The organism is Candidatus Borrelia undatumii (assembly GCF_020882015.2).
Lineage (GTDB): Bacteria > Spirochaetota > Spirochaetia > Borreliales > Borreliaceae > Borrelia.
Genome location: NZ_CP086555.2, coordinates 16,839 through 36,224 on the forward strand (window position 1 = coordinate 16,839; position 19,386 = coordinate 36,224).

At 33.4% G+C, this 19,386-nt stretch carries 20 protein-coding genes; 6 read left to right on the forward strand and 14 right to left on the reverse strand.

Features of this window, described 5'->3' with window-relative positions:
* Positions 1-26: 26 nt before the first annotated feature.
* Positions 27-617, reverse strand: coding sequence for a Holliday junction branch migration protein RuvA (ruvA, locus tag LKV13_RS00095; RefSeq protein ID WP_229088486.1), 591 nt, complete (start codon positions 615-617; stop codon positions 27-29).
* Positions 618-702: 85 nt separating this feature from the next.
* Between ruvA and LKV13_RS00100 the strand changes: the two genes are divergently transcribed.
* Complete coding sequence (locus LKV13_RS00100) at positions 703-1,815, forward strand: PQQ-dependent sugar dehydrogenase (protein ID WP_229088487.1); 1,113 nt, start codon at positions 703-705, stop codon at positions 1,813-1,815.
* On the opposite strand, the gene ruvC is transcribed toward LKV13_RS00100, so the two are convergent.
* Genes ruvC through LKV13_RS00115 form a run of 3 tightly spaced genes read right to left on the reverse strand, consistent with a single transcriptional unit; the run spans position 1,812 to position 3,953 of the window.
* A complete protein-coding gene (gene ruvC / locus LKV13_RS00105; RefSeq protein ID WP_229088488.1) occupies positions 1,812-2,285 on the reverse strand; it encodes a crossover junction endodeoxyribonuclease RuvC in 474 nt (157 codons plus the stop codon). The two genes, LKV13_RS00100 and ruvC, sit on opposite strands and share 4 nt — an antisense overlap.
* Before the next feature lie 24 nt (positions 2,286-2,309).
* A complete protein-coding gene (locus tag LKV13_RS00110) occupies positions 2,310-3,041 on the reverse strand; it encodes a YebC/PmpR family DNA-binding transcriptional regulator (protein WP_229088489.1) in 732 nt (243 codons plus the stop codon).
* Complete coding sequence (locus tag LKV13_RS00115; RefSeq protein ID WP_229088490.1) at positions 3,042-3,953, reverse strand: bifunctional 5,10-methylenetetrahydrofolate dehydrogenase/5,10-methenyltetrahydrofolate cyclohydrolase; 912 nt, start codon at positions 3,951-3,953, stop codon at positions 3,042-3,044.
* Between the two features lie 158 nt (positions 3,954-4,111).
* Here LKV13_RS00115 and LKV13_RS00120 point away from each other — a divergent pair, with 158 nt between their 5' ends.
* Both LKV13_RS00120 and LKV13_RS00125 read left to right on the forward strand, forming a co-directional pair.
* Positions 4,112-4,747 (forward strand): BB0027 family outer member beta-barrel protein, encoded by a 636-nt coding sequence (locus LKV13_RS00120; RefSeq protein WP_229088491.1) that lies wholly within the window; start codon positions 4,112-4,114, stop codon positions 4,745-4,747.
* Between the two features lie 7 nt (positions 4,748-4,754).
* On the forward strand, positions 4,755-5,786 hold the full coding sequence (locus tag LKV13_RS00125; RefSeq protein WP_229088492.1) for a hypothetical protein: 1,032 nt from the start codon (positions 4,755-4,757) through the stop codon (positions 5,784-5,786).
* Here the strand turns inward: LKV13_RS00125 and LKV13_RS00130 are convergent.
* The 3 genes from LKV13_RS00130 to lepB (LKV13_RS00140) are packed head-to-tail and all read right to left on the reverse strand — an operon-like array spanning position 5,772 to position 7,813.
* The gene (locus LKV13_RS00130) at positions 5,772-6,206 is read right to left on the reverse strand and encodes a DUF188 domain-containing protein (protein WP_229088493.1); all 435 of its coding nucleotides are present in this window, start codon (positions 6,204-6,206) and stop codon (positions 5,772-5,774) included. The genes LKV13_RS00125 and LKV13_RS00130 overlap by 15 nt on opposite strands.
* Positions 6,196-6,831 (reverse strand): signal peptidase I, encoded by a 636-nt coding sequence (gene lepB / locus LKV13_RS00135; RefSeq protein WP_229088494.1) that lies wholly within the window; start codon positions 6,829-6,831, stop codon positions 6,196-6,198. The genes LKV13_RS00130 and lepB (LKV13_RS00135) overlap by 11 nt, the downstream gene beginning before the upstream one ends.
* A 1-nt stretch (position 6,832) precedes the next feature.
* Positions 6,833-7,813, reverse strand: coding sequence for a signal peptidase I (gene lepB / locus LKV13_RS00140; RefSeq protein ID WP_229088495.1), 981 nt, complete (start codon positions 7,811-7,813; stop codon positions 6,833-6,835).
* Positions 7,814-7,938: 125 nt separating this feature from the next.
* On the opposite strand from lepB (LKV13_RS00140), the gene LKV13_RS00145 reads away from it, so the two are divergent.
* Together LKV13_RS00145 and smpB are read left to right on the forward strand one after the other, a co-directional pair.
* Positions 7,939-9,405, forward strand: coding sequence for a PEGA domain-containing protein (locus LKV13_RS00145; RefSeq protein ID WP_229089640.1), 1,467 nt, complete (start codon positions 7,939-7,941; stop codon positions 9,403-9,405).
* 2 nt (positions 9,406-9,407) lie between these two features.
* Positions 9,408-9,857, forward strand: a complete 450-nt coding sequence (smpB, locus tag LKV13_RS00150) for an SsrA-binding protein SmpB (RefSeq protein ID WP_373464026.1) — start codon at positions 9,408-9,410, stop codon at positions 9,855-9,857.
* A 74-nt stretch (positions 9,858-9,931) separates the two neighbouring features.
* On the opposite strand, the gene LKV13_RS00155 is transcribed toward smpB, so the two are convergent.
* From LKV13_RS00155 to LKV13_RS00180, 6 genes are all read right to left on the reverse strand, one after another.
* The gene (locus LKV13_RS00155) at positions 9,932-10,465 is read right to left on the reverse strand and encodes a P13 family porin (protein ID WP_229088496.1); all 534 of its coding nucleotides are present in this window, start codon (positions 10,463-10,465) and stop codon (positions 9,932-9,934) included.
* A 107-nt stretch (positions 10,466-10,572) separates the two neighbouring features.
* Positions 10,573-12,456 (reverse strand): DNA topoisomerase IV subunit A, encoded by a 1,884-nt coding sequence (locus LKV13_RS00160; RefSeq protein ID WP_229088497.1) that lies wholly within the window; start codon positions 12,454-12,456, stop codon positions 10,573-10,575.
* Complete coding sequence (locus tag LKV13_RS00165) at positions 12,456-14,252, reverse strand: DNA topoisomerase IV subunit B (protein WP_229088498.1); 1,797 nt, start codon at positions 14,250-14,252, stop codon at positions 12,456-12,458. The genes LKV13_RS00160 and LKV13_RS00165 overlap by 1 nt, the downstream gene beginning before the upstream one ends.
* The gene (locus LKV13_RS00170; protein ID WP_229088499.1) at positions 14,239-15,015 is read right to left on the reverse strand and encodes a lysophospholipid acyltransferase family protein; all 777 of its coding nucleotides are present in this window, start codon (positions 15,013-15,015) and stop codon (positions 14,239-14,241) included. Before LKV13_RS00170 ends, LKV13_RS00165 begins: the two co-directional genes overlap by 14 nt.
* Positions 15,016-15,020: 5 nt before the next feature.
* On the reverse strand, positions 15,021-16,481 hold the full coding sequence (locus LKV13_RS00175) for a pallilysin-related adhesin (RefSeq protein ID WP_229088500.1): 1,461 nt from the start codon (positions 16,479-16,481) through the stop codon (positions 15,021-15,023).
* Between the two features lie 53 nt (positions 16,482-16,534).
* Positions 16,535-18,040 carry a peptidylprolyl isomerase gene (locus tag LKV13_RS00180; protein WP_229088501.1) on the reverse strand — a complete coding sequence of 502 codons (1,506 nt, stop codon included), beginning with the start codon at positions 18,038-18,040 and terminating at the stop codon, positions 16,535-16,537.
* A gap of 162 nt (positions 18,041-18,202) precedes the next feature.
* Here LKV13_RS00180 and LKV13_RS00185 point away from each other — a divergent pair, with 162 nt between their 5' ends.
* Positions 18,203-19,045 carry a CheR family methyltransferase gene (locus LKV13_RS00185; protein WP_229088502.1) on the forward strand — a complete coding sequence of 281 codons (843 nt, stop codon included), beginning with the start codon at positions 18,203-18,205 and terminating at the stop codon, positions 19,043-19,045.
* A 7-nt stretch (positions 19,046-19,052) separates the two neighbouring features.
* On the opposite strand, the gene LKV13_RS00190 is transcribed toward LKV13_RS00185, so the two are convergent.
* A complete protein-coding gene (locus LKV13_RS00190) occupies positions 19,053-19,385 on the reverse strand; it encodes a PTS lactose/cellobiose transporter subunit IIA (protein WP_229088503.1) in 333 nt (110 codons plus the stop codon).
* Position 19,386: the final 1 nt, after the last annotated feature.

Here is a 19,386-nt window from a genome sequence, read left to right on the forward strand (position 1 = left end):
CTTCACTAAATATTTACTAAACAAAATTAACTCGAAAGTCTTCTTAAGGTTTCTCTGAATAAAAACTGTTCCTGGTCATCTTCTCCTAACATTAAAAACCTATCTGTAGCCATAACTTCCTTTATCCCAGCCAAAACAAGCTTTCTATCAAAACCCATATTAACAATTGACTGTTCAAGATCCTTAAATTTAAATGCATCCGAACTCAACCCATCTGTTTTAACAAGTTTTCCCTTAAGCTTTAAAAATATTTTACCCGCTGTTTTATTTCCAATCCCTTTAACCTTAGAAATAAGTTTTACATCTTCCCTCTCAATTGCATCTCTAAATTCACTGTATTTAATACCCGACAGTATTCTTAAAGCTGCCCTTGGCCCTATTCCTTCAACACCAATAAGTTCCTCAAAAATTGCTCTCTCTTCTGCATTTGCAAAACCAAAAAGCTTTATCTCCCCTTCTCTTAAGTGAAGATAAATTAATATTTCAACATCTTCTAGCAAATCAAATTCTATCATACAGAAATAACTAACTAAAACCTCAAATTCAAAGGGAAACGCCGCAATAACGACACTAGAAACCCTTTTTTCAACAACTTTACCATAAATCTTATTTATCATAGAATTAAATTATAATGCATAATAAATTCAAATTAGTCTTATTTCCATACACCAATCAATGTAAAATGAGATAGGAGGTCGTATTATGGAAAACATATTTACTGTCTGCATGTTGTTCTTGTTGAATTTGATCTTAAGCCTAGGGGCACAGCCTGTCAAATTAAGAGTTCCAGATGGGTTTCAAGTTGAAATCTTTGCAAGCAATATTGAAAAACCTAGAGGACTTACATGTGATAATAAAGGAAATATTTTCATAGGATCTTCAAGTAACTTTGCTTATCTAATCACAAAAAACAAAGATATTTACAAAATTGCTTCAAATCTTAAAAAACCAATAGGTATTTCCTATTTTAACAACAAATTATACATTTCTTCAGTAAACAAGATTTACGTTGTTCAAGATGTGGAAAAAGAAATAACTAAAACTGTTAATACCAATCAACTACATAAGTGGAAAATGGAAGAATTTGTTGCATTGCCAGATACAAATTCAAAAATACATGCAGGACGATACATTAAGGTAGATAAAAGAAATAAAAAATTGATAGTCAATATTGGTTCTCCTAGCAATGCTAGCATCCCGCAGGGTGAGCATGAAGCAGTATTGTTAGAAATTGACCTTAAGACTAAAACAAAAAAAATAGTAGCCCGTGGCGTTAGAAACTCAGTAGGATTTGATTTCCATCCAACCGATAACCGTCTCTACTTTAGTGACAATGGAAGAGATCACCTTGGCGATGATTTACCACCAGATGAAATTAATTTAGTATCCAAACATGGAGAGCATTTTGGATTTCCATACATGTTTGGCAAAAATGAAAAAGATCCTTCCTTTTACCCTAAAGCTCCCAAAAACATTAATTTTACACCCGCTATTTACGAGCTCCCAGCTCATGTTGCACCCCTTGGAATACATTTTTACAAGGGAAGTATGTTTCCAAGCGAATACAAAAATAAGCTTTTTATCGCTGAACACGGATCATGGAACAGAACTACTCCTGTTGGGTATAGAATAACAACACTAGACATTATTCCGGGTACAAAAACTGCAACAAATTATAAGGTATTCCTAGATGGCCTTTTGGCCTCCGATGGCTCTAAAATCGGAAGACCTGTTGACATAATAACTTATTGGGATGGTTCAATTTTATTTTCAGATGACTTCGGCAACAAAATTTACAAGATAAATTATAACTAATTGTAATTGCCATGACAAAGGGCAAGCGCAAGCGCATCGCTACTATGATCACTAGTAAACGTAAAGTCCGAACTCATTCCAAGTAAAACACGCATCATATACTTTACTTGCATCTTCTTAAGCCCACCAAAACCAGAAATTGCATTCTTAACCTGCATCGGAGTATATGAATAAAAATCTACATCTTTCGCAGCAAGAGTCAAAATAATGGCTCCCCTTGCCTCTGCCACTGCTATCGCAGTTTTCTTATTTTTAGAAAAATAAATATCCTCAACACTTGCCGCATCAGGACTAAACTTATCAATAACCAAAACAAGTTCTGCAGAAATCAACTTTATTCTATCCTTTAAAGACATATAAGAACTGGTGACTATAGTCCCATCTTGAACATATACATACCTACTGCCCTTCTTATCCAAAATACCCCATCCGACATTCGCAAGACCAGGATCAATACCTAATATTCTCATCTAAATTTAAAAACTAACATGTGATTAATCAAGATTATTAAAAATTTCCAAATTATGAACAACTTCCTGTACATCATCAAAATCTTCTAATTTTTCAATAAGAAAAAGAATTTTATCCATTTGATCCCTTTCCAAAGAAACTTTATTCTCAGGAATAAAGGCAATCTCTGCCATCTCTTCCTCAAACTTGGTTTTCAAAACAGACAAAATCGTTTCAAAATTTTCATCACTTGTTATTACCTCTATTTCAGACCCTTCACTCAAAATATCTTCCGCCCCTGCCTCTAACGCAAATTCCATTATCTCGTCTTCAGAATATTTGTCTAGACTATAAGATATTAAACCTCTCCTGTGAAACATATAAGATACAGAGCCAGGGGATCCAAGAGAACCACCTCCCTTTGTAAGAACATTCCTTACATCACTTGCTGTCCTATTCCTATTATCAGTTAGGCACATAATCATTAAAGCCACCCCATGCGGGGCATAAGCTTCATAGGTAAGTTCAAAATACTCATCACCTGTATTATCGCCAGTGCCCTTTTTGATTGCTTTCTCAATATTCTCTTTAGGCATATTAGATACCCTCGCCTTATTAACAGCAACCCTTAATCTAGGATTAGAATCAATCTCGCCCCCGCCCATCTTGGCAGCAATGCTTATTTCCCTAATCAATTTAGTAAAGATTTTATTTCTTCTAGCATCAGTAGCACCCTTTTTCCTCTTTATGGTTGACCATTTACTATGACCAGACATTCAAACCTCCACCAGCACCAGCTTTTCTAATTTTTCCAAAACATCAAAATTATTATGTCTAATCAAATGTGCTTTAATTGTATTAAACATTAGCATAAGCACTGTAACAGGACCAATTCCCCCCCTTACAGGAGTAATAAATTTAACATGTTCCTTAATTTCCTCAAAGTCTACATCTCCAACCAAAACATTATTACCCCCAATTTCTACTTCAGAGATACCAATATCGACAACATAAGGGCTCCCGGATATCATATTCAAACCAATTAGCCTAGGCTTACCAACGGCAGTAATAATAATATCTGCCTGCCTTACATAAACATCCAAATAAGTACTCTTGCTATGACACGTAATTACAGTAGCATCATAAGGCTTGCAAGAAAGCAAAATGGAAACAGGTCTTCCAACAAGAGCACTTCTTCCAATCACAACAACAGTCCTTCCGGAAGTTTCCACCCTCTGATCGAGCAAAACTTTAAGAACAGCAAGAGCTGTACAAGGAACAAATCCCATCTTATCACCCAACACCAATTTACCTAAATTGATAGCAGAAAGCCCATCTACATCCTTTGTATGCATTATCTTGTTTAAAACCATATTTACATCTATTCCACTCGAAAGAGGTAACTGTACAATAATTCCATCAGTATCTTCATTCAAATTTTCAGCCTCAATTAACTGCAAAATATCCTCTTGTTTTGTATTGCTATTTAACTTGATAACGCAAAAATTAATGCCAATCTCCTTTGATACTCTTTCTTTAATAGACACATAAAGCCCACTTGCAGGATTGTCGTTTGCCAAAATAACTTTTAAGCCAATCTTATTTACCAGATCATACTCTGCTAGAAACTTTTTCAACAATAAGTAGTATCTCTCCGCAAAGAGTTTACCATCAAAAACATTGGCCAAACCGACCCTCCTATTAATTTGTCAAACACCACATATTATACTCATATTGTAAACATTGTAAACGTAAATAAGAATCAATTTGAAAAAGAATTAATTGTAATAAAACCTTTTTTTAAATATAATGATCGTAACAACGAGTTTTTGAAAAACGGAGAATAATGAAAAGAAACCTTTTAGTTTGCTTGATCTGGTTGATCCTGTTGGGCTTGAATGTGTCAAGGGTCGTGGCTTATTCGGTTGATAGGAATGGGAACTCTGTTATCGGGGTGGACTTGAGCTTGGGAATGCCTCTTTTCTATAATGATTTGTCGAGTATCTATCCTTCAAATTTGTATCCCGGAGGGATTGGAGCTCTTAAATATCAGTACCACATATTAAGCAGCCTAGCTGTGGGGCTTGAGCTTAGGTACTTGTTCAATTTTGACATTAATCAAACATTCAACTTACTTAACCCTGAAGCTGGGATAGGTAAGACACTTGGCATAGTTCCTATTACGTTTTTAATAAGCTATGTGCTTGATATTGGCGAGCTTTTTCAAATACCCATGTTTTCAAATGTAGGATTTTCCCTAACCTCTTACGGAGACAAAAGTGATAATATTTCAAATTTAAGAACCTTTGATGCTATGCCTATAATTTCAATTGGCTGTGGGGCTTTGTGGAACTTCAATTATAAGTGGTCTCTAGGCCTTACAACAGCATGGTGGTCGATGTTTGAATTTGGGAACTCCGCTAAAATAGGACACTTTTTGTTAGTTTCTCTCTCAGTAGCAGTAAATGTAAATAAATTGTAGGTTTAATATGAACAGTAAGGATCTTAAAAAATTAATTCTGATAGTATTAACATTAATGGTTGGCTCATGCTCAAGTGAATCTATCTTTTCTCAGCTCAGTAAGTTACAAAAAATAAGTAGTGATAACAACACGTTAGACAGTTCAAGTCCAAATGGTGTTTCACTGGTTGACAATACCTTATACATTGCGGCTATGCACTTATTTAAAAAAGAAAATGGAAACGTTGAAAGAGTAAATTTTAGTGATTCTTATGAATTTGTGATTGATCTGGTCAATATTTTAGGAAAAACATATCTATTAGCCCAAAGCAAAGAAGGTAAACTGGAACTCTACATTCTTGAGAATGACAAGTGGAAGCTTATGTTTCAAAAAAACTTAAATGCCATTAAATTCCTGAAATCTATAGACGCAACTGAAGTCAAATCAGCCTACATTCTAGCATCGGAAGAAAATGGAAATCAAATTATTTTAGATATTAATGGAGGCAACAGAACTCCCGCAGGCACACATAAGGGCGACAAATTTTATCAAATCTCAAATGAACATCAGTTAATCACAGGCAGATTCTCAAAGATTTGGAAACTTGACAACGGTGAACCTGTGCATGCTAATTCTAAAAATGAAATAATGCCCATAATAGACACAAATATCCGTGGTTTCAGTGAAACCTTGATAATGACTGGGGGAGGCTATAGCGACAGCTCAGATAATAAACTTGCAATGTACTCAAGTATAGATAATTATCAAGAGCCAGTGTTTAACCGAGAAGATATAGGAGGATTTGTTGCATATTTTGCAAGAGAGGTTAATGGAACAATAGTCATTGGCAGTAATAATGGATTTGTAGAGCTTGTCAAAGGCGAAGGCACATTTGACCTACAATCACCCTCTAAATCTGTATCACAGGGATCCTACAATGCTTCACAGTTGAGTAAAACAAAGCTTAATAATATTATACCCATGAACGGAAAAACCTATATCCTGACTCAGGGAAAGGGACTATGGAAAATCGAGAATAATGAATTAACTAAAGAATAAGCGGTGAAAATTCATTGTAAAATTTGAATATCTAGCCTTGTTGAATTCATGAGTAAAATACCTCTTTACCTTAATAGAACCCAGGTTATTGTTCATGTTGGATCTGAAGTGTAGATAGCCTATGTTGTTTATGTTGAAAATGTGACCCTCGTCGTTGATGACTTTAATTTCCAAATCCAATAGGTGTTTGGCAAGCAATATATCTCTTGTAATTACAATACTGCTCCTATCAGCTAATTCCACAATAAAAGAGTCGGCATCTCCTACAACCTTAAAAGCAACATTTTTGGCGCACTCTAGATTTAAGGATTTATTTGAAACTAAAATAAGTCCTACGCTTCTTTGGAAGACAAAATTTTGTAAAAATTTTATTACCCTTAAATTACAAGAATCAGCATCAACAAAAATCTTATCTAACAATCCTATAATCCATCACCTTTAAGATTAGGAAAGACTTCATCTTGTCCTTTTTAATAGGTCCAAATACTCTAGAATCATTCAAAATTTTTAAATTTTCATTTAGGAGAAAAAACTCATTCTTCTTTAAAGTAAAACACTTAATTGGTTCATTGGATTTAAAAAAATTATTCAATTTATAATTACTTATAAAGGTACCATTTAAATAAAAAGAACCACTACCTCCTCTGTTAACCAATATATCAAAACCCCTAACATAAACTGAATCTCCCCAAGTAGAAACTATTCTTGATACACTATACTTTTTTGTATTAAAAATTTTACTCAAGCAAAATAAATCTCTGAAAAAATCTAACATAACATTACCCTCTGAAGCTAGCTTTTCATAAAGCACAATATCGTTCACCCTAAAAGGCACAGAAAAAAACCTTATGTATTTCGACACAAAAACTAAATCATGATTCTTTGTTATTAGAGGCAACATTTCTTCACCTTGAAAAGTAAAAATCTGCATAACAAGTTTTGTAAAAACATAATTTAACATTAAAAATAGCAAAGTAAAATTAAAAAACTTCTTCCTTCGCTTTTTCCTTAAAAGTCTCTGTTCAAAAGTTGCATATGCCGCCATTTTAGAGAAAACCCATCCTATAAAAGGGAAAATGCAAGAAAAAAGTTCTACCAAGTATCTTATTTTTATTTATGACACCAAAAAACCTGCCATCATGGGAGTTATCTCTATTATCTCCAATAGGTAATACATACCCATAAGGCACATACAACCCATAATCTCTCATTATTGCTTTTTCCATATAATAATCAACATATGGCATGAAAGCCACCAAATAACTGTATTCTAATCTCTCAACTTCAAATCTATCAATAACTCTCAAATTAAAAAATGAAAAATCGGGCATATTCTTTAGATCTAAACTTAATTGTTTTAATGCAATAACCATAGCAAGATCATCATAAAGCTTATATTCCTCATCTTCCACAAGTTTCTTGGAAACAAAATCATACTCCAAGGAATCTTTATATGTTTTTTCTTCTACAAAATCCTCTTCCCCTTCTTTCTTAATAAACACTCTTCCATTTCGGAATCTTACAACTTTACCATCCGCAAATAACGCTCTTTTCACAAAAAACCTAACACTAGGGTTCCCATCCTCATCTCTGTCAAGATCAACAAAGGAGAAAGTCAACATAAAAATTATTCTTTGCAAAATATCAAAAAAAAGTCCCTTTGACTTGTACTCTATATTTTCAAAAATAACAATATCCGCTTCTCCTGGCTCCCTAATTCCATTTATCTTACCCATTCCAGGCAAAAATTCGGGTCCATAAGAAAACTTGTCTACAAATAAAAAATCTCCAACCTTAAGAGTATCTTCCATGGATCCTGTTGGAATTCTAAATCCTTGGAAAAAATACTGATTTATTGCCAAAACAAAAAGCACAGCTCCTAAAAATTCAAACAAAAAGCTTACAAAAAAACCTCTTTTCCTAGCTTTTAACTTATAAAAATACTTCTTTCTTTTTCTATAGGTTAAATACCCCTCAATAGCCTTTACCAGGAAGCAAGCCAATTTGTCTAATTTCCCTAAACACATAAATTCCGACCTCGATAATAAAATATACATAAAATCTAAAATACTTACAAATACGAAAATGCTTGAAGACAGTGTAACAGATAACATTGACCATGTCTTAATACTTACCTATAATTACACATGTGATGCATAAAGAAGACGAAATTGGTATTAACGACGAGGCTTTTAGAGTAAGGTTAAAGCCTATATTAGGAGTAGAACCAAAGGTTTATGTTTTATTGACAACATTCATTCTGGCTTTATCTATGGTTTTTATTTTTTTAGTAAATCCCAAAATAAAGAATCCTGGAGCCTATTTACATGTGAACACTAATATTGAAGGGGCACATGTTTACATAGATAAAAAGTACCTTGGGAGAACTCCATTAACTAAATACACAAATGCCACCACGGGAACCTTAAGAATCAAAAGACTGGGGTTTGGTACTTATGAAGAACAAATTGAGATAGGAAATAAATTTTTTACAAGTTATCACTTTAATGTCAATCTAGCATTAAGAGATCCTGTTAAAATTATGAACCAAAGGCAAAAGGAACTCTCAGTTATGACAAAACTTAAAAACACCAGCGACAATATACAACCGATTCCCGTATTCTCACTAATTTTAAAAGACTTAAGAGACAGACCAGAATGTGTTAAGAAGTTCTTCAAGATTTCTATTCCGTATTTAAACTCAAGTGTGATATTTAAAGACTTTCTGAAAGCATATAGGGAAATTTATTTGATAAACGATAAGAACAACAAAGAAATGTGGGAATCTTTAAAACAAAACTTTAATCTTGAAGACAGGGCGATTCTTTGGTTTTTTGGAAACCTGGACAAAGAACAGCAAAAACAAATATCTAATGAAAAGTGGTTTATAACTCTAATAGAGAAACTAAAAGATGAAAGAAAAGTGTTAACGTTTAAAAACAAAAATGTAGATCTAACTCTGGAAGGCTTTAAAAAAGTAGCTTCAAGCGCCATTGAAGGTATTCAGGATTATAAACTGCATTCCCAAAACATTACGATCAAAACTAAATACAGACTAAAAGAATTTTTGATACAAAATAAAAACATTACCAAGGCTGAGTACCAAATGTTCTTGCATGAAAATCCTAGGTGGAAATTCAGCAATAAGAATAATTTAATAAGGGAAGAACTGGTAGATGAGAGATATCTTAAAAATTTTGATCAAATGCCATCAAATGAAGACATTACTAATATATCGTACCACGCAGCACTAGAATATGCTAAATGGTATTCTTCAAGCCTACCAAAAGGATTTACAGCAAGGCTCCCACTATCTCAAGAGTGGGAGCTATACCAAAGAGAAGAATCAAAATCAGTCAATAACTTAAATATAAATGAAATCTCTCAAAAAGTTGGGTTTTGGAATCTAATGCAAAATCCAAGTTTTAATGATGTCTTATTATTCAGAGATGAAAATGAAAATAACATATATTCTACACACTTTCACTCGCTAATAACTGAGGTTAGGACATATGTCTATGATGAAAACTCGATACTTAAACCCTCAACAAAAGCTTCTTTTTTTAAAAGTTGGAGCTCTCCAAACATTGGGTTTAGGCTGATTGTTGAAAAGGAATAGATATGATCTCATTGTTGCTTGAAAACAAAAAAGCAAGATTCAATTACTTCATTGAGGATAAAATAACCTGTGGTATTGTATTGAGGGGAACTGAGGTTAAATCTATTAAACTAAAAAAATTTTCATTTAGTGATAGCTTCGCCTATGTTAAAAAGGACGAATTATGGCTTGAAAATTTGCATATATCTAAATACAAAGAAGGAAACATCTTTAATCATGAGGAAATAAGAAGTAGAAAGCTTCTTGTTACAAAGAAAGAAATACAAAAACTAAAAAAATTCAAAGAAAAAGAAGGATACACTCTGGTTCCCATTTCAATTTATCTAAAACACTCATTAATAAAAGTAGAGCTTGGCTTGTGTAAAGGTAAAAAATTATTCGATAAGAGAGAAGTACTAAAACAGAAAAGCATCAAGAAGGACTTGAGCCGCGACATTAAGCGGTATAGATAATCTGATGAATAAATATCGCAGATTAGAGTGTTTATAAAACTGCTCTAATCTCACTAAATAAAATCAAACTAGAACTAATAACTCTTTGTAAAAGAAATCCCAAGTCCAGGCACGTTGCTTCCATTCACAGCAACACTAAAACTAGGTTGGAACCCTCCTAAAGCAACGCCCAAGTTCTGTCTGAGCTTCTTATTATAACTAGAAGCATGCACAAAAGGAAGAACAATCTCAACAAGCCTTGTTATAGCCAAAGTAGCCCCCCCTACTGCCATTAAAGAAACCGCTAGCACTGGCCACTCTCCAACATCCTTCTTATCATTAAGCTCGCTCATTCCGCCAACAGAATATACACCATAAGCCAACAACCCAGCGCCAATAGCATCAAATCCCAAAATAGATAGACCACCAACAACATCTCCCTGCGCAAAAGACCCTATCCCAAATCCCAAAAATAGATTCAAAAAAAACGGAATCAAAGGATCCTTTTTAGAAGACTCATAAACTAACAACTTACCCACCGAGTCATCACTCGCACTCATACCCCCAACCTGAGCAAAACTAGCAAAGGCACAAAAGGAAAATAAAAACACAACCAGTATTCCCTTCATCAAATAACCTCCTCCATCATTATGATATAAATGTTACTATACTATTAACATAGTATCAACAATACAAAAACAGACCCACCCAACAAAGGAGGTAACAGAATATAAATTTACCTAAATTTAACCTTTTTAAGCCTACTGTTTGAAATCCTCTTGCCAACAGAAACCCTCGATTTAATCATAAAATCATCAATATTAAGCGTTTTAACAATATCCTTACTAGTAGAAAATTCCACAACTTCAGGGCTTAAAGCAAAGTCTACAAATTCATCCCCATCATCCAAAAATTTGTAAATCTTATCCGTAATGAACTTATCTATCTTAAATCTCTTAACATAATAAAGATTCTCAGACTTATTAAGATAAATAACAGAAAATATCTGATCCTTTGAATTATTTATATCATAAACTAAAGCGTCTATATTATTCTTGTCGATAAAAGTTTTATCCTCAATATTCTTTATAACATAAGATTTTTTCTTAAATACCAATACTTTATCATAATAGCTAGCATTACCAATAAACTCACCATCAACAAGACTAGTCCCAACAAAACCAGATTTTAAATTTAAATAAACCTTCATATTTTTAGTAGCTATTTCCCTAACATTTTTTGACCGAATAAGAGATATTTCCGTCTTCCTTTTATAAGCTTTAGAATATTTTGAAAGAAGCTTATCAATAAAATTTATTGAATATCCTCTAATTGCCCCAATATTACTTTCAACACTTCTTAATTCACTACCAAGAGCCTTAATGTCTTTGTTGTTCTTATCAATATCAAAAATACTTATTTTTCGAATAGGAATTTTAAGTAAATTTTCAATATCACCCAAAACAATCTCTCTACAAAAGTTATCTCTATATTTTAAAATTTTACTTAAAATAATGCTTACAACATCAGACTCATTAGAAATAGTCTCAAGAACTTTATAAATTCTCTTTTCAATAAATATTCGCTCTAGAGTTTTGTAAAAAATTTTTTCAAGTATTTTACTTTTCTGTAATTCAAGCTCCATCTTTAAAACTCTTTGCAGGTGTTCCGCATGAAACTTGATAATATCCGTAACGGTATAAATAACAGGGTATCTATCACTCAGTAAAAGTAAATTAACAGATATGGACACCTGACAATTCGTATAATGATACAATTTCTCAACAACCTCATTGGCATATACCCCCCTTGGAAGAATCAACTCAATCTCCACATTCTCCGTGGTAAAATCGTTAATACTTGTTACCTTAATATAATTTTTTCGAATAGCCTTCTCAATCGAAGCTATCACACTTTCAGTAGTTTCCCCGAATGGCAACTCTTTTATTAAAATAGTCCTATTATCATCTGTAGCCTCAATTTTAGCACGCACTAACACTTTTCCATTTCCATCCGCATATTCATTAACATCAACTATCCCACCCGTAGGAAAATCCGGATAAAGCTCATAAGGCTGACCAAGTAACTCACTCCTCACAGCATTCAAAATTTCATTAAAGTTGTGTGGTAAAATCTTTGCGGCCATGCCAACCGCAATCCCCTCACTCCCCTGAATGAGTACTACTGGTATCTTTGCAGGAAAAATCAAGGGTTCACTATTACGACCGTCATAAGAAGATTCATAAGATGTTATTTCCTTACTATAAAGCACATCAAACGCTAACGGAGTTAATCGACACTCAATATACCGCGAAGCAGACGCAGGATCACCAGTCAAAAGATTACCAAAATTCCCCTGCTTCTCAATAAACAAGTCCTTATTTGCCATATTAACAAGTGCTTCGTATATGGAAGTATCCCCATGAGGGTGATACTTCATTGTATTTCCAACAACATTTGCAACCTTATGAAAATTACTATCGTGCATCTCAAAAAGAGAGTGTATGATCCTCCTCTGTACAGGCTTGAATCCATCAATAACACTAGCAATTGCACGATCCTTGATAACATAAGATGAATATTGTAGAAAATTATCTCTAAGTAGCGTTCTAATGTCCATTAAATTAAATTCTCCATAATAAAGCGACGCCTATCAGGAGTATTTTGCCCCATATAAAACCCCAACTTTTCTTTTATATCCTTTATGTTGAAAAGATCAACTTTCGTAAGCTTAATGTTAGAAACATCAATAAAGCTTCTAAACTCATTTGGGGAAATCTCTCCAAGTCCCTTAAATCTTGTCACTTCAGGGTTACTAATTTCAAGAATAGCTTTTTGTTTCTCCTCTTCAGAATAACAATAAACAGTGGATTTTTTATTCCTTACCCTAAAGAGTGGAGTTTCTAATATATACATATGTCCATTTAAAACCAAATCTTCAAAATAGGTCAAAAAAAATGTTAAAAGCAAATTTCTAATATGAAACCCATCAAAATCAGCATCCGTAGCAATCACTACCTTATTATATCTTAAATTTTCAATCGACTCTTCGATACCAAGGGCCACCATCATATTGTAAAGCTCCTCATTCTTGTATATCTCAGACTTACTCTTCTCTAACATATTTTGAGGCTTACCCCTGAGAGAAAATATAGCCTGTGTATACACATCTCTGCAGGACACCATTGAGCCTGTTGCAGAATCTCCCTCCGTTAAAAATATCATAGTGACCTCGGATTGAATACTCTTTTCATTAAAGTGAAATTTACAATCTTTAAGCTTAGGGATTTTAAAAGATATTTTCTTTGCCCTCTCCTTAGCCTCCTTCCTTACGCTACTTAATTCTTTCCTAAGGCGCTCATTATCAACTACCTTGCTCTCAATTGCCTTTGCCAGAGCTTTATCCTTATAAAGGATTTCTGAAATTATTCTTTGTACTTCCTTAGCGACATTGCCCCTAGTTTCAACATTGCCAAGTTTATTTTTAGTCTGACTTTCAAATATCGGATCCCTTATCTTAACAGAAAGAGTAGCTACAAGTCCTTCTCTAATATCAGTAGGAGAATATGTCTTCTTAAGAAAATCATTAATAGCTCTAGCAAATCCTTCTCTAAAACCTGTCTGATGCGTCCCTCCATCACTAGTATATTGCCCATTTACAAATGAGAAATACGTTTCTCCATAATTACTTGTATGAGAAAAAGCAAATTCTAACGTTTTACTAGAATAATAAACAAAATCATAAAGTAGATCTTCATTTTTAATTTCAGAGCTTATAAAATCTAGAAGCCCTTTCCTAGACTCAAAAATCTGATCGTTATAATTAATTTTCAGACCCTTATTTAAGCAAGCATAATGAAAAAATCTCCTCTTTAAAAAATCTTCACTATACTTATATTTGCCAAAAATCTCAGTATCAGCCAAGAATTCAATATAAGTACCATTCTTCTCATCAGAATTTCCCTCTACAGTTTTCATCAAGTTTCCCTTGGAAAAAAGAGCTTCAAAGAACTTGCCATCCCTTATTGATCTTACAAAAAATCTTGAACTCAAAGCATTAACAGCTTTAGTTCCAACCCCATTAAGCCCAACAGAAAACTGAAACACATCATCATTGTATTTAGCGCCAGTATTAATAACAGAAACACTCTCTACAACTTTCCCAAGAGGAATACCTCGCCCATAATCTCTGACTCCAATAATATTATTTTCCTTTCTTATAAAAACTTCCTTACCATAGCCCATAATAAATTCATCAATGGAATTATCAACTATTTCCTTAATCAAAACATAAATACCATCATCAATGTTAGAACCATCCCCAAGCCTCCCTATATACATCCCAGACCGCAGCCTAATATGCTCAAGGGAAGACAAGGTAATAATTTTGCTCTCGTCGTAACTATTTGTCTTCATTTATATCCCTATCAATGCCATACTGAACTTTCATTTTTGCTAATTTTTCCACTATTCGATCTCTCACAGTAACATGAAGATTCTCTTTCTCATCATCTCTTAAATTAAAAACATCTATCGGAGAATGAACATGAACATACACAGATAATCCTGTGTTCAATATAAAATTTTTAATAAATACCTTATGCGTATTAAGAAGAGTAACGGGCACAATTGAAGAATTCGTCCTTAAAGCTAAGTTCATAGCACCTCTTTTAAATTTTCCCACCTCACCTCCTCGATTCCTAGTCCCTTCAGGAAAAATTCCAATAAACCTTCCTTCCTTAATGACATCAATAGCCATCTTCTGGGCATTAGCAGAAGACTTTATACTACTCCTATTTACGGGAATAGTCCCCACGGAAATCAACACCAAATTAAGAAAGGGAACATTAAAAAGCGATCGCTTAGCAACCACCACAAAGGGCTGCGTAAATATGTAAATTAAAAAAATTGGATCAGTTGCAGCGACATGATTTCCCATAATCACTGCGCCACCCTTACCAGACAAACAGGCACCATTGTCCTTAGTAACAACGACCTTAATACCAGCAAGCCACAAAGTAATACCAATCCCAACTCTCATCAACACAAAACCAAACTCTAGAAAATAACTATCAAACCTAAAAAGTCTAAAAATTAAACACACCGGAAACAAAGCAGTAAAAACAAAAAAGAAGAAAAGAACATTAACATAAGCGAGTACACTCCTTAACACTTTCATAAGACCTAATCCAATTTCTCTATCCTCTCAAGCTTTAACCTCTGTCCCCTAACCAAACTTACTTCATCTTTCAAAATTTTAACAGGGCTAAGAACAATTGTAGAAAATTTTTGTTTCTGAACCACCCTCTCGCTATGCTCGATCGTGAAAGACTCCCTCATTATAAAATCACCAATGCTAACCTCATACTCAAGAATTAAATCGTTTTTTAAACTAAAAACATTAAAAATTCCATAATAAACATCATCTTCAACAATATAAGTGAGATTAGGATAAGAAAAATCATAAATAATATCTTTATGCACATAATTGCCATTCGGGATAAAAAAACTCCTCTCATTATCATCTTTTTCCAAAACAGAATCATCAAATCTTTTAAAAATACCTGAGAACCCATACTTATCATAAGCATCCGTTCCAGTATCAACTTTCACTTCAACATTATCACCATCAATGATTTTTATCCAAAAATTGTAAACTATTAAGTCTGAAAAGACAGATTTCGTACTAATGTTAAGCATATTATATGCCGGCTTTGATATATATTCAATATTTGCTATTTCCTGGTAATTTTTCTTAAAGATACTAATCTCTTTGGAATGCCTATTAAACAACAAAAATAAAACATCATCAAGACTCGACTTCGACGCCCCTTGATTTTGATAGACGCCGCTTTCATACCAAACACCATATAAAAACTTATAAACCCCTTCTTTGGTTAAATTCTTCAAAACTTTATACACATCGCTGTCCATCCGTCTAATATTCTCGCTTGCAGATAAAGGATAATACCTCCTCTGCGATTGAGAATATTTATACATTTCAGTTCTACTAACTATTATATCTTCACCTTGCTTATCATATTTTTCCAAAGAAATAGAATAACTTTCCCTAGACTGCTTATCGTCATAAGCTGAGGATCTATCATATTTGTTTATAATAATACTTCCATTCACTTTATTAAAAAAAATAGGTCTATAAGATGATACATCGTTAGCAACCGCCTTTTGAAAAACATATAAAACAGTTTCTTCATTTAAAAATCCCTGCACAACTATGTCAAAATCATAATCACCGGTAATATCCTCAAGATACATATTATAAGACTTATTAGAATCAATATTTACCTGTTCTTTAAAAAGAACTATGGCTTCATGTGTTTTTGGATCAAAACCAATAATAAACAGATAAGATTTAAGATCTGAAAAATCTTGTGCTAAAACCACTTGTTCAAAATAAACATCTAAATTGAGATTTTCCTGTTGAACCGAAAGAATCTTATAGCCTTTAAGGTCAATAAGCGACCCAAAAACATCTTCCCCATTACCCCAACTTGAAAATCTCACATCAAGATAGCCCACCTCGTCATTTTTTTTTACCTCTTTATTAAAAACAATAAAGCCCTCATTTCCCTTAACGCAGGACAACATAAAAAAGAAAAGAGATAAAACTAATCTAGAACGCATACCACATGATTATATCTGCAAATTAAACCCATAAATAAAACTAAAATTTTTTTTTAATTAAAATTCTGCAAGGCAAAAAACGCCTCACTAAAATTTTCTTCAAAGTCACTTTTATTTAACATAGAATCTATCACTAATCTATTGTTTGCCTGATAAAGATTGTCAAAAATAATCTCTTCTTTAAGCACATTATTAGAACCAACAGAATAACTACCGCTTGGGTTTAGAAAAAACGCATAAACTTTACGATCCCCCAAAAAAGGCCTAGACCAATGATTTTCTTTTAAAGTAAAGATGATATCATAAAAATCTTTACTATTTTTAAACCCCGACAGCTCTTCCCCTAAAGTACTAGGATAAATGCTCATATTGTAAGCAAGATTAACAATATCTTTTTTCAATGCCAAATTATGGCTTCTGAGAGTTTTTTGCACACCATCGGTACCCATTTCAACAACGACACTGCTAAGTTTATTCTCAAGAAAAGTCTCAATAACGCTCGGCTCATAAGTCTCTATATAGTTTCTAGCTACGCTAATATCATGTTCTGAATTTTTATCAAAATCATAAACATTGCTTAATGCCTTATAGATTTCATATCCACTTCCATCTTTGGTTTTAAGAGGTCTAGAAATCTCATTCACTTTCAAAGAAAAAATTGCCCCCACATCTTCCTTCCTCTCAAGAGCGATCTCAAAATCAAAATAATACTTTCTAGAAGAAACAAGCCCCTTAAAATTGGCAATGTCCTCAGAATAAAACTTAGCAACCTCCTCAAAGGGCGTATTCTTGGACAACTTTTCATAAGCATCGTTTGCATCCCCTAAACTCTTAAAACGAACAAACGCTACCTCAATACTTCTAAATAAATTTAAAGCTCTCTCGGAATAAGAAACTAATTCATCTTGTGGAAAATCTTGGTATGAAAGCGAAACATATGAAATACTTCTCCTAACCCTAGCCATATCTCTAATTGCATTAGGAAGAGAATCTGAAAATATAAAATTACTATTCAACAAAATCTGTATGTTGGAAGAAAGCAAATCCTCCAATACTTCATTATGAAGCTCAAACTTCTGGTAATCAGAAACTTTGTTATACCTTTTTGGACTAAAATTACCACTAGAGTCCAGATACATAGGAGATCTCATCAAATTCTTATTTAACATATCCTTTGAAACGTAAAAGCTATTAGTTTTTGCCAAATCAAGAAAAGCAAGATCCTCCACATGCCTAACAAAAGCCAAATTCCAAATAGCGTATTCCATATCAGAATTATTCCTATTCTGCATTAGCCTAGAATAAAGGTTTGAATAATGATTAACATATTTAGCAAATCTACCGTTCTTTTCATAATAAATTGGCTGCCCCTTGTAAGATCCGAACCTCAACTTGGATGAGTCAGTACCATCAAGCAAAGCCGGCACTAGAGGAGCAACAATAAACCCAAACACAATCAACACAAGTGCTAAAAGCCCCCAAACACCGACCCTCTTATCGATGGAATCAGAACCAACCCCAGAAGCATCTTCCCTGATCTGTTTCACTTTCTTACGCATAAAAACAACCTTCAAAACTTCAATAAAAATAACAGTTGAATATTAAAGTAGCATAATTAAGTCATTATTTCAATTGAAATATTTATATTAAGAACTATGCTTAGGGTAGATGTATACTCGCTGGTTGATGCCCTTTGGGGGCTGGGCTGTGCGCAGGTGGTTATGAAGGAAGATAATTTTACAATTCACATAAAACCAAACGAGCTCAGTAGGCTCATAAAGATAGTGTATAACAATTTTGGCATCAATCTTAGCGAGAAGAAGAAATTGTTGATTGAGAGCCGCCTCTCATCGACGATTAGAGCGAAAAATTTCGGCAACTTCACAGACTATATTAATTACCTAGAAAACAATACAAGTCAGATGTCCTTGATAGAGTTGGTGGATAGAATATCAACAAATCATACTTATTTTTTTAGAGAACCTAATCATTTTGACTTCCTTGAAAAAAAGCTTTTACCTAAAATGATTGGTCAGATGCCGCAGTCGGGAGAGAAAGAGATTCGTATATGGTCGGCTGGTTGTTCAAGTGGAGAGGAACCATATACAATTGCAATGATAATAAACGAACACATAAACAATAACAAAATCTATTTAAAAACAAAAATTCTGGCAACCGATATTTCAATTACTGTATTAAAAGAAGCTAGTCGGGGAATTTATCCAGGGGACCGTGTAAAAAACCTTCCTAAACATTTAAAACTTAAATATTTAAATCAGCTTAAAAATGACAAATTTGAAGTCAAGGATGCACTCAAAACAATGGTTCAATTTAAGAAGTTGAACCTAATGGATGAATATTTCCCATTCAAGAAAAAGTTTGATCTAATTTTCTGCAGAAACGTAATGATTTACTTTGACGAGGCAACCAGAGACCTACTCGCTGAAAAATTTAGCAAACATTTAAAGGACGATTGCTTTCTACTTATCGGTCATTCAGAGACTATTAGAGGAAACAAAAACTTCGAGTATGTTATGCCTGCTACATATAAAAAATCAAACTAGTATATACTCATTTATCTTGTATCTTTTTGTTCAAATAGATGAGTTCTTCAACAAGGTTTTTCTCGCTCATCAAACCCATGATACAGTTTTGAATGTTAAATATAGTCAAAGATAAATGCACATTTTGTGCAAATTCCCCATCGCTCATAAATTCCGCTTGTAAAGCATTAACATTGACAATTAAAGTCTCAACTTCACTAAGTTCGTATTCGATATCTTCAAAATTTCCTTTCTTAACCTCCTTTAAAAGTTCATAAAGTTTATGCCTTACGCTACAGACTTTATCTAAAACCAACATAAACCTATCACCAATATATCTATTCAATTCATCACTTAACATA

Bases quoted from the DNA above. Each gene is read 5' to 3' on its own strand.
- LKV13_RS00155 (WP_229088496.1), bottom strand. From the start codon at position 10,465: ATGAAGGGAATACTGGTTGTGTTTTTATTTTCCTTTTGTGCCTTTGCT.
- LKV13_RS00125 (WP_229088492.1), top strand. From the start codon at position 4,755: ATGAACAGTAAGGATCTTAAAAAATTAATTCTGATAGTATTAACATTA.
- LKV13_RS00170 (WP_229088499.1), bottom strand. From the start codon at position 15,015: ATGAAAGTGTTAAGGAGTGTACTCGCTTATGTTAATGTTCTTTTCTTC.
- LKV13_RS00145 (WP_229089640.1), top strand. From the start codon at position 7,939: ATGCATAAAGAAGACGAAATTGGTATTAACGACGAGGCTTTTAGAGTA.
- LKV13_RS00190 (WP_229088503.1), bottom strand. From the start codon at position 19,385: ATGTTAAGTGATGAATTGAATAGATATATTGGTGATAGGTTTATGTTG.
- LKV13_RS00180 (WP_229088501.1), bottom strand. From the start codon at position 18,040: ATGCGTAAGAAAGTGAAACAGATCAGGGAAGATGCTTCTGGGGTTGGT.
- ruvA (WP_229088486.1), bottom strand. From the start codon at position 617: ATGATAAATAAGATTTATGGTAAAGTTGTTGAAAAAAGGGTTTCTAGT.
- LKV13_RS00110 (WP_229088489.1), bottom strand. From the start codon at position 3,041: ATGTCTGGTCATAGTAAATGGTCAACCATAAAGAGGAAAAAGGGTGCT.
- lepB (WP_229088494.1), bottom strand. From the start codon at position 6,831: ATGGCGGCATATGCAACTTTTGAACAGAGACTTTTAAGGAAAAAGCGA.
- LKV13_RS00185 (WP_229088502.1), top strand. From the start codon at position 18,203: ATGAAGGAAGATAATTTTACAATTCACATAAAACCAAACGAGCTCAGT.
- LKV13_RS00175 (WP_229088500.1), bottom strand. From the start codon at position 16,481: ATGCGTTCTAGATTAGTTTTATCTCTTTTCTTTTTTATGTTGTCCTGC.
- ruvC (WP_229088488.1), bottom strand. From the start codon at position 2,285: ATGAGAATATTAGGTATTGATCCTGGTCTTGCGAATGTCGGATGGGGT.
- smpB (WP_373464026.1), top strand. From the start codon at position 9,408: ATGATCTCATTGTTGCTTGAAAACAAAAAAGCAAGATTCAATTACTTC.
- LKV13_RS00160 (WP_229088497.1), bottom strand. From the start codon at position 12,456: ATGGACATTAGAACGCTACTTAGAGATAATTTTCTACAATATTCATCT.
- LKV13_RS00120 (WP_229088491.1), top strand. From the start codon at position 4,112: ATGAAAAGAAACCTTTTAGTTTGCTTGATCTGGTTGATCCTGTTGGGC.
- LKV13_RS00165 (WP_229088498.1), bottom strand. From the start codon at position 14,252: ATGAAGACAAATAGTTACGACGAGAGCAAAATTATTACCTTGTCTTCC.
- lepB (WP_229088495.1), bottom strand. From the start codon at position 7,813: ATGTGTTTAGGGAAATTAGACAAATTGGCTTGCTTCCTGGTAAAGGCT.
- LKV13_RS00100 (WP_229088487.1), top strand. From the start codon at position 703: ATGGAAAACATATTTACTGTCTGCATGTTGTTCTTGTTGAATTTGATC.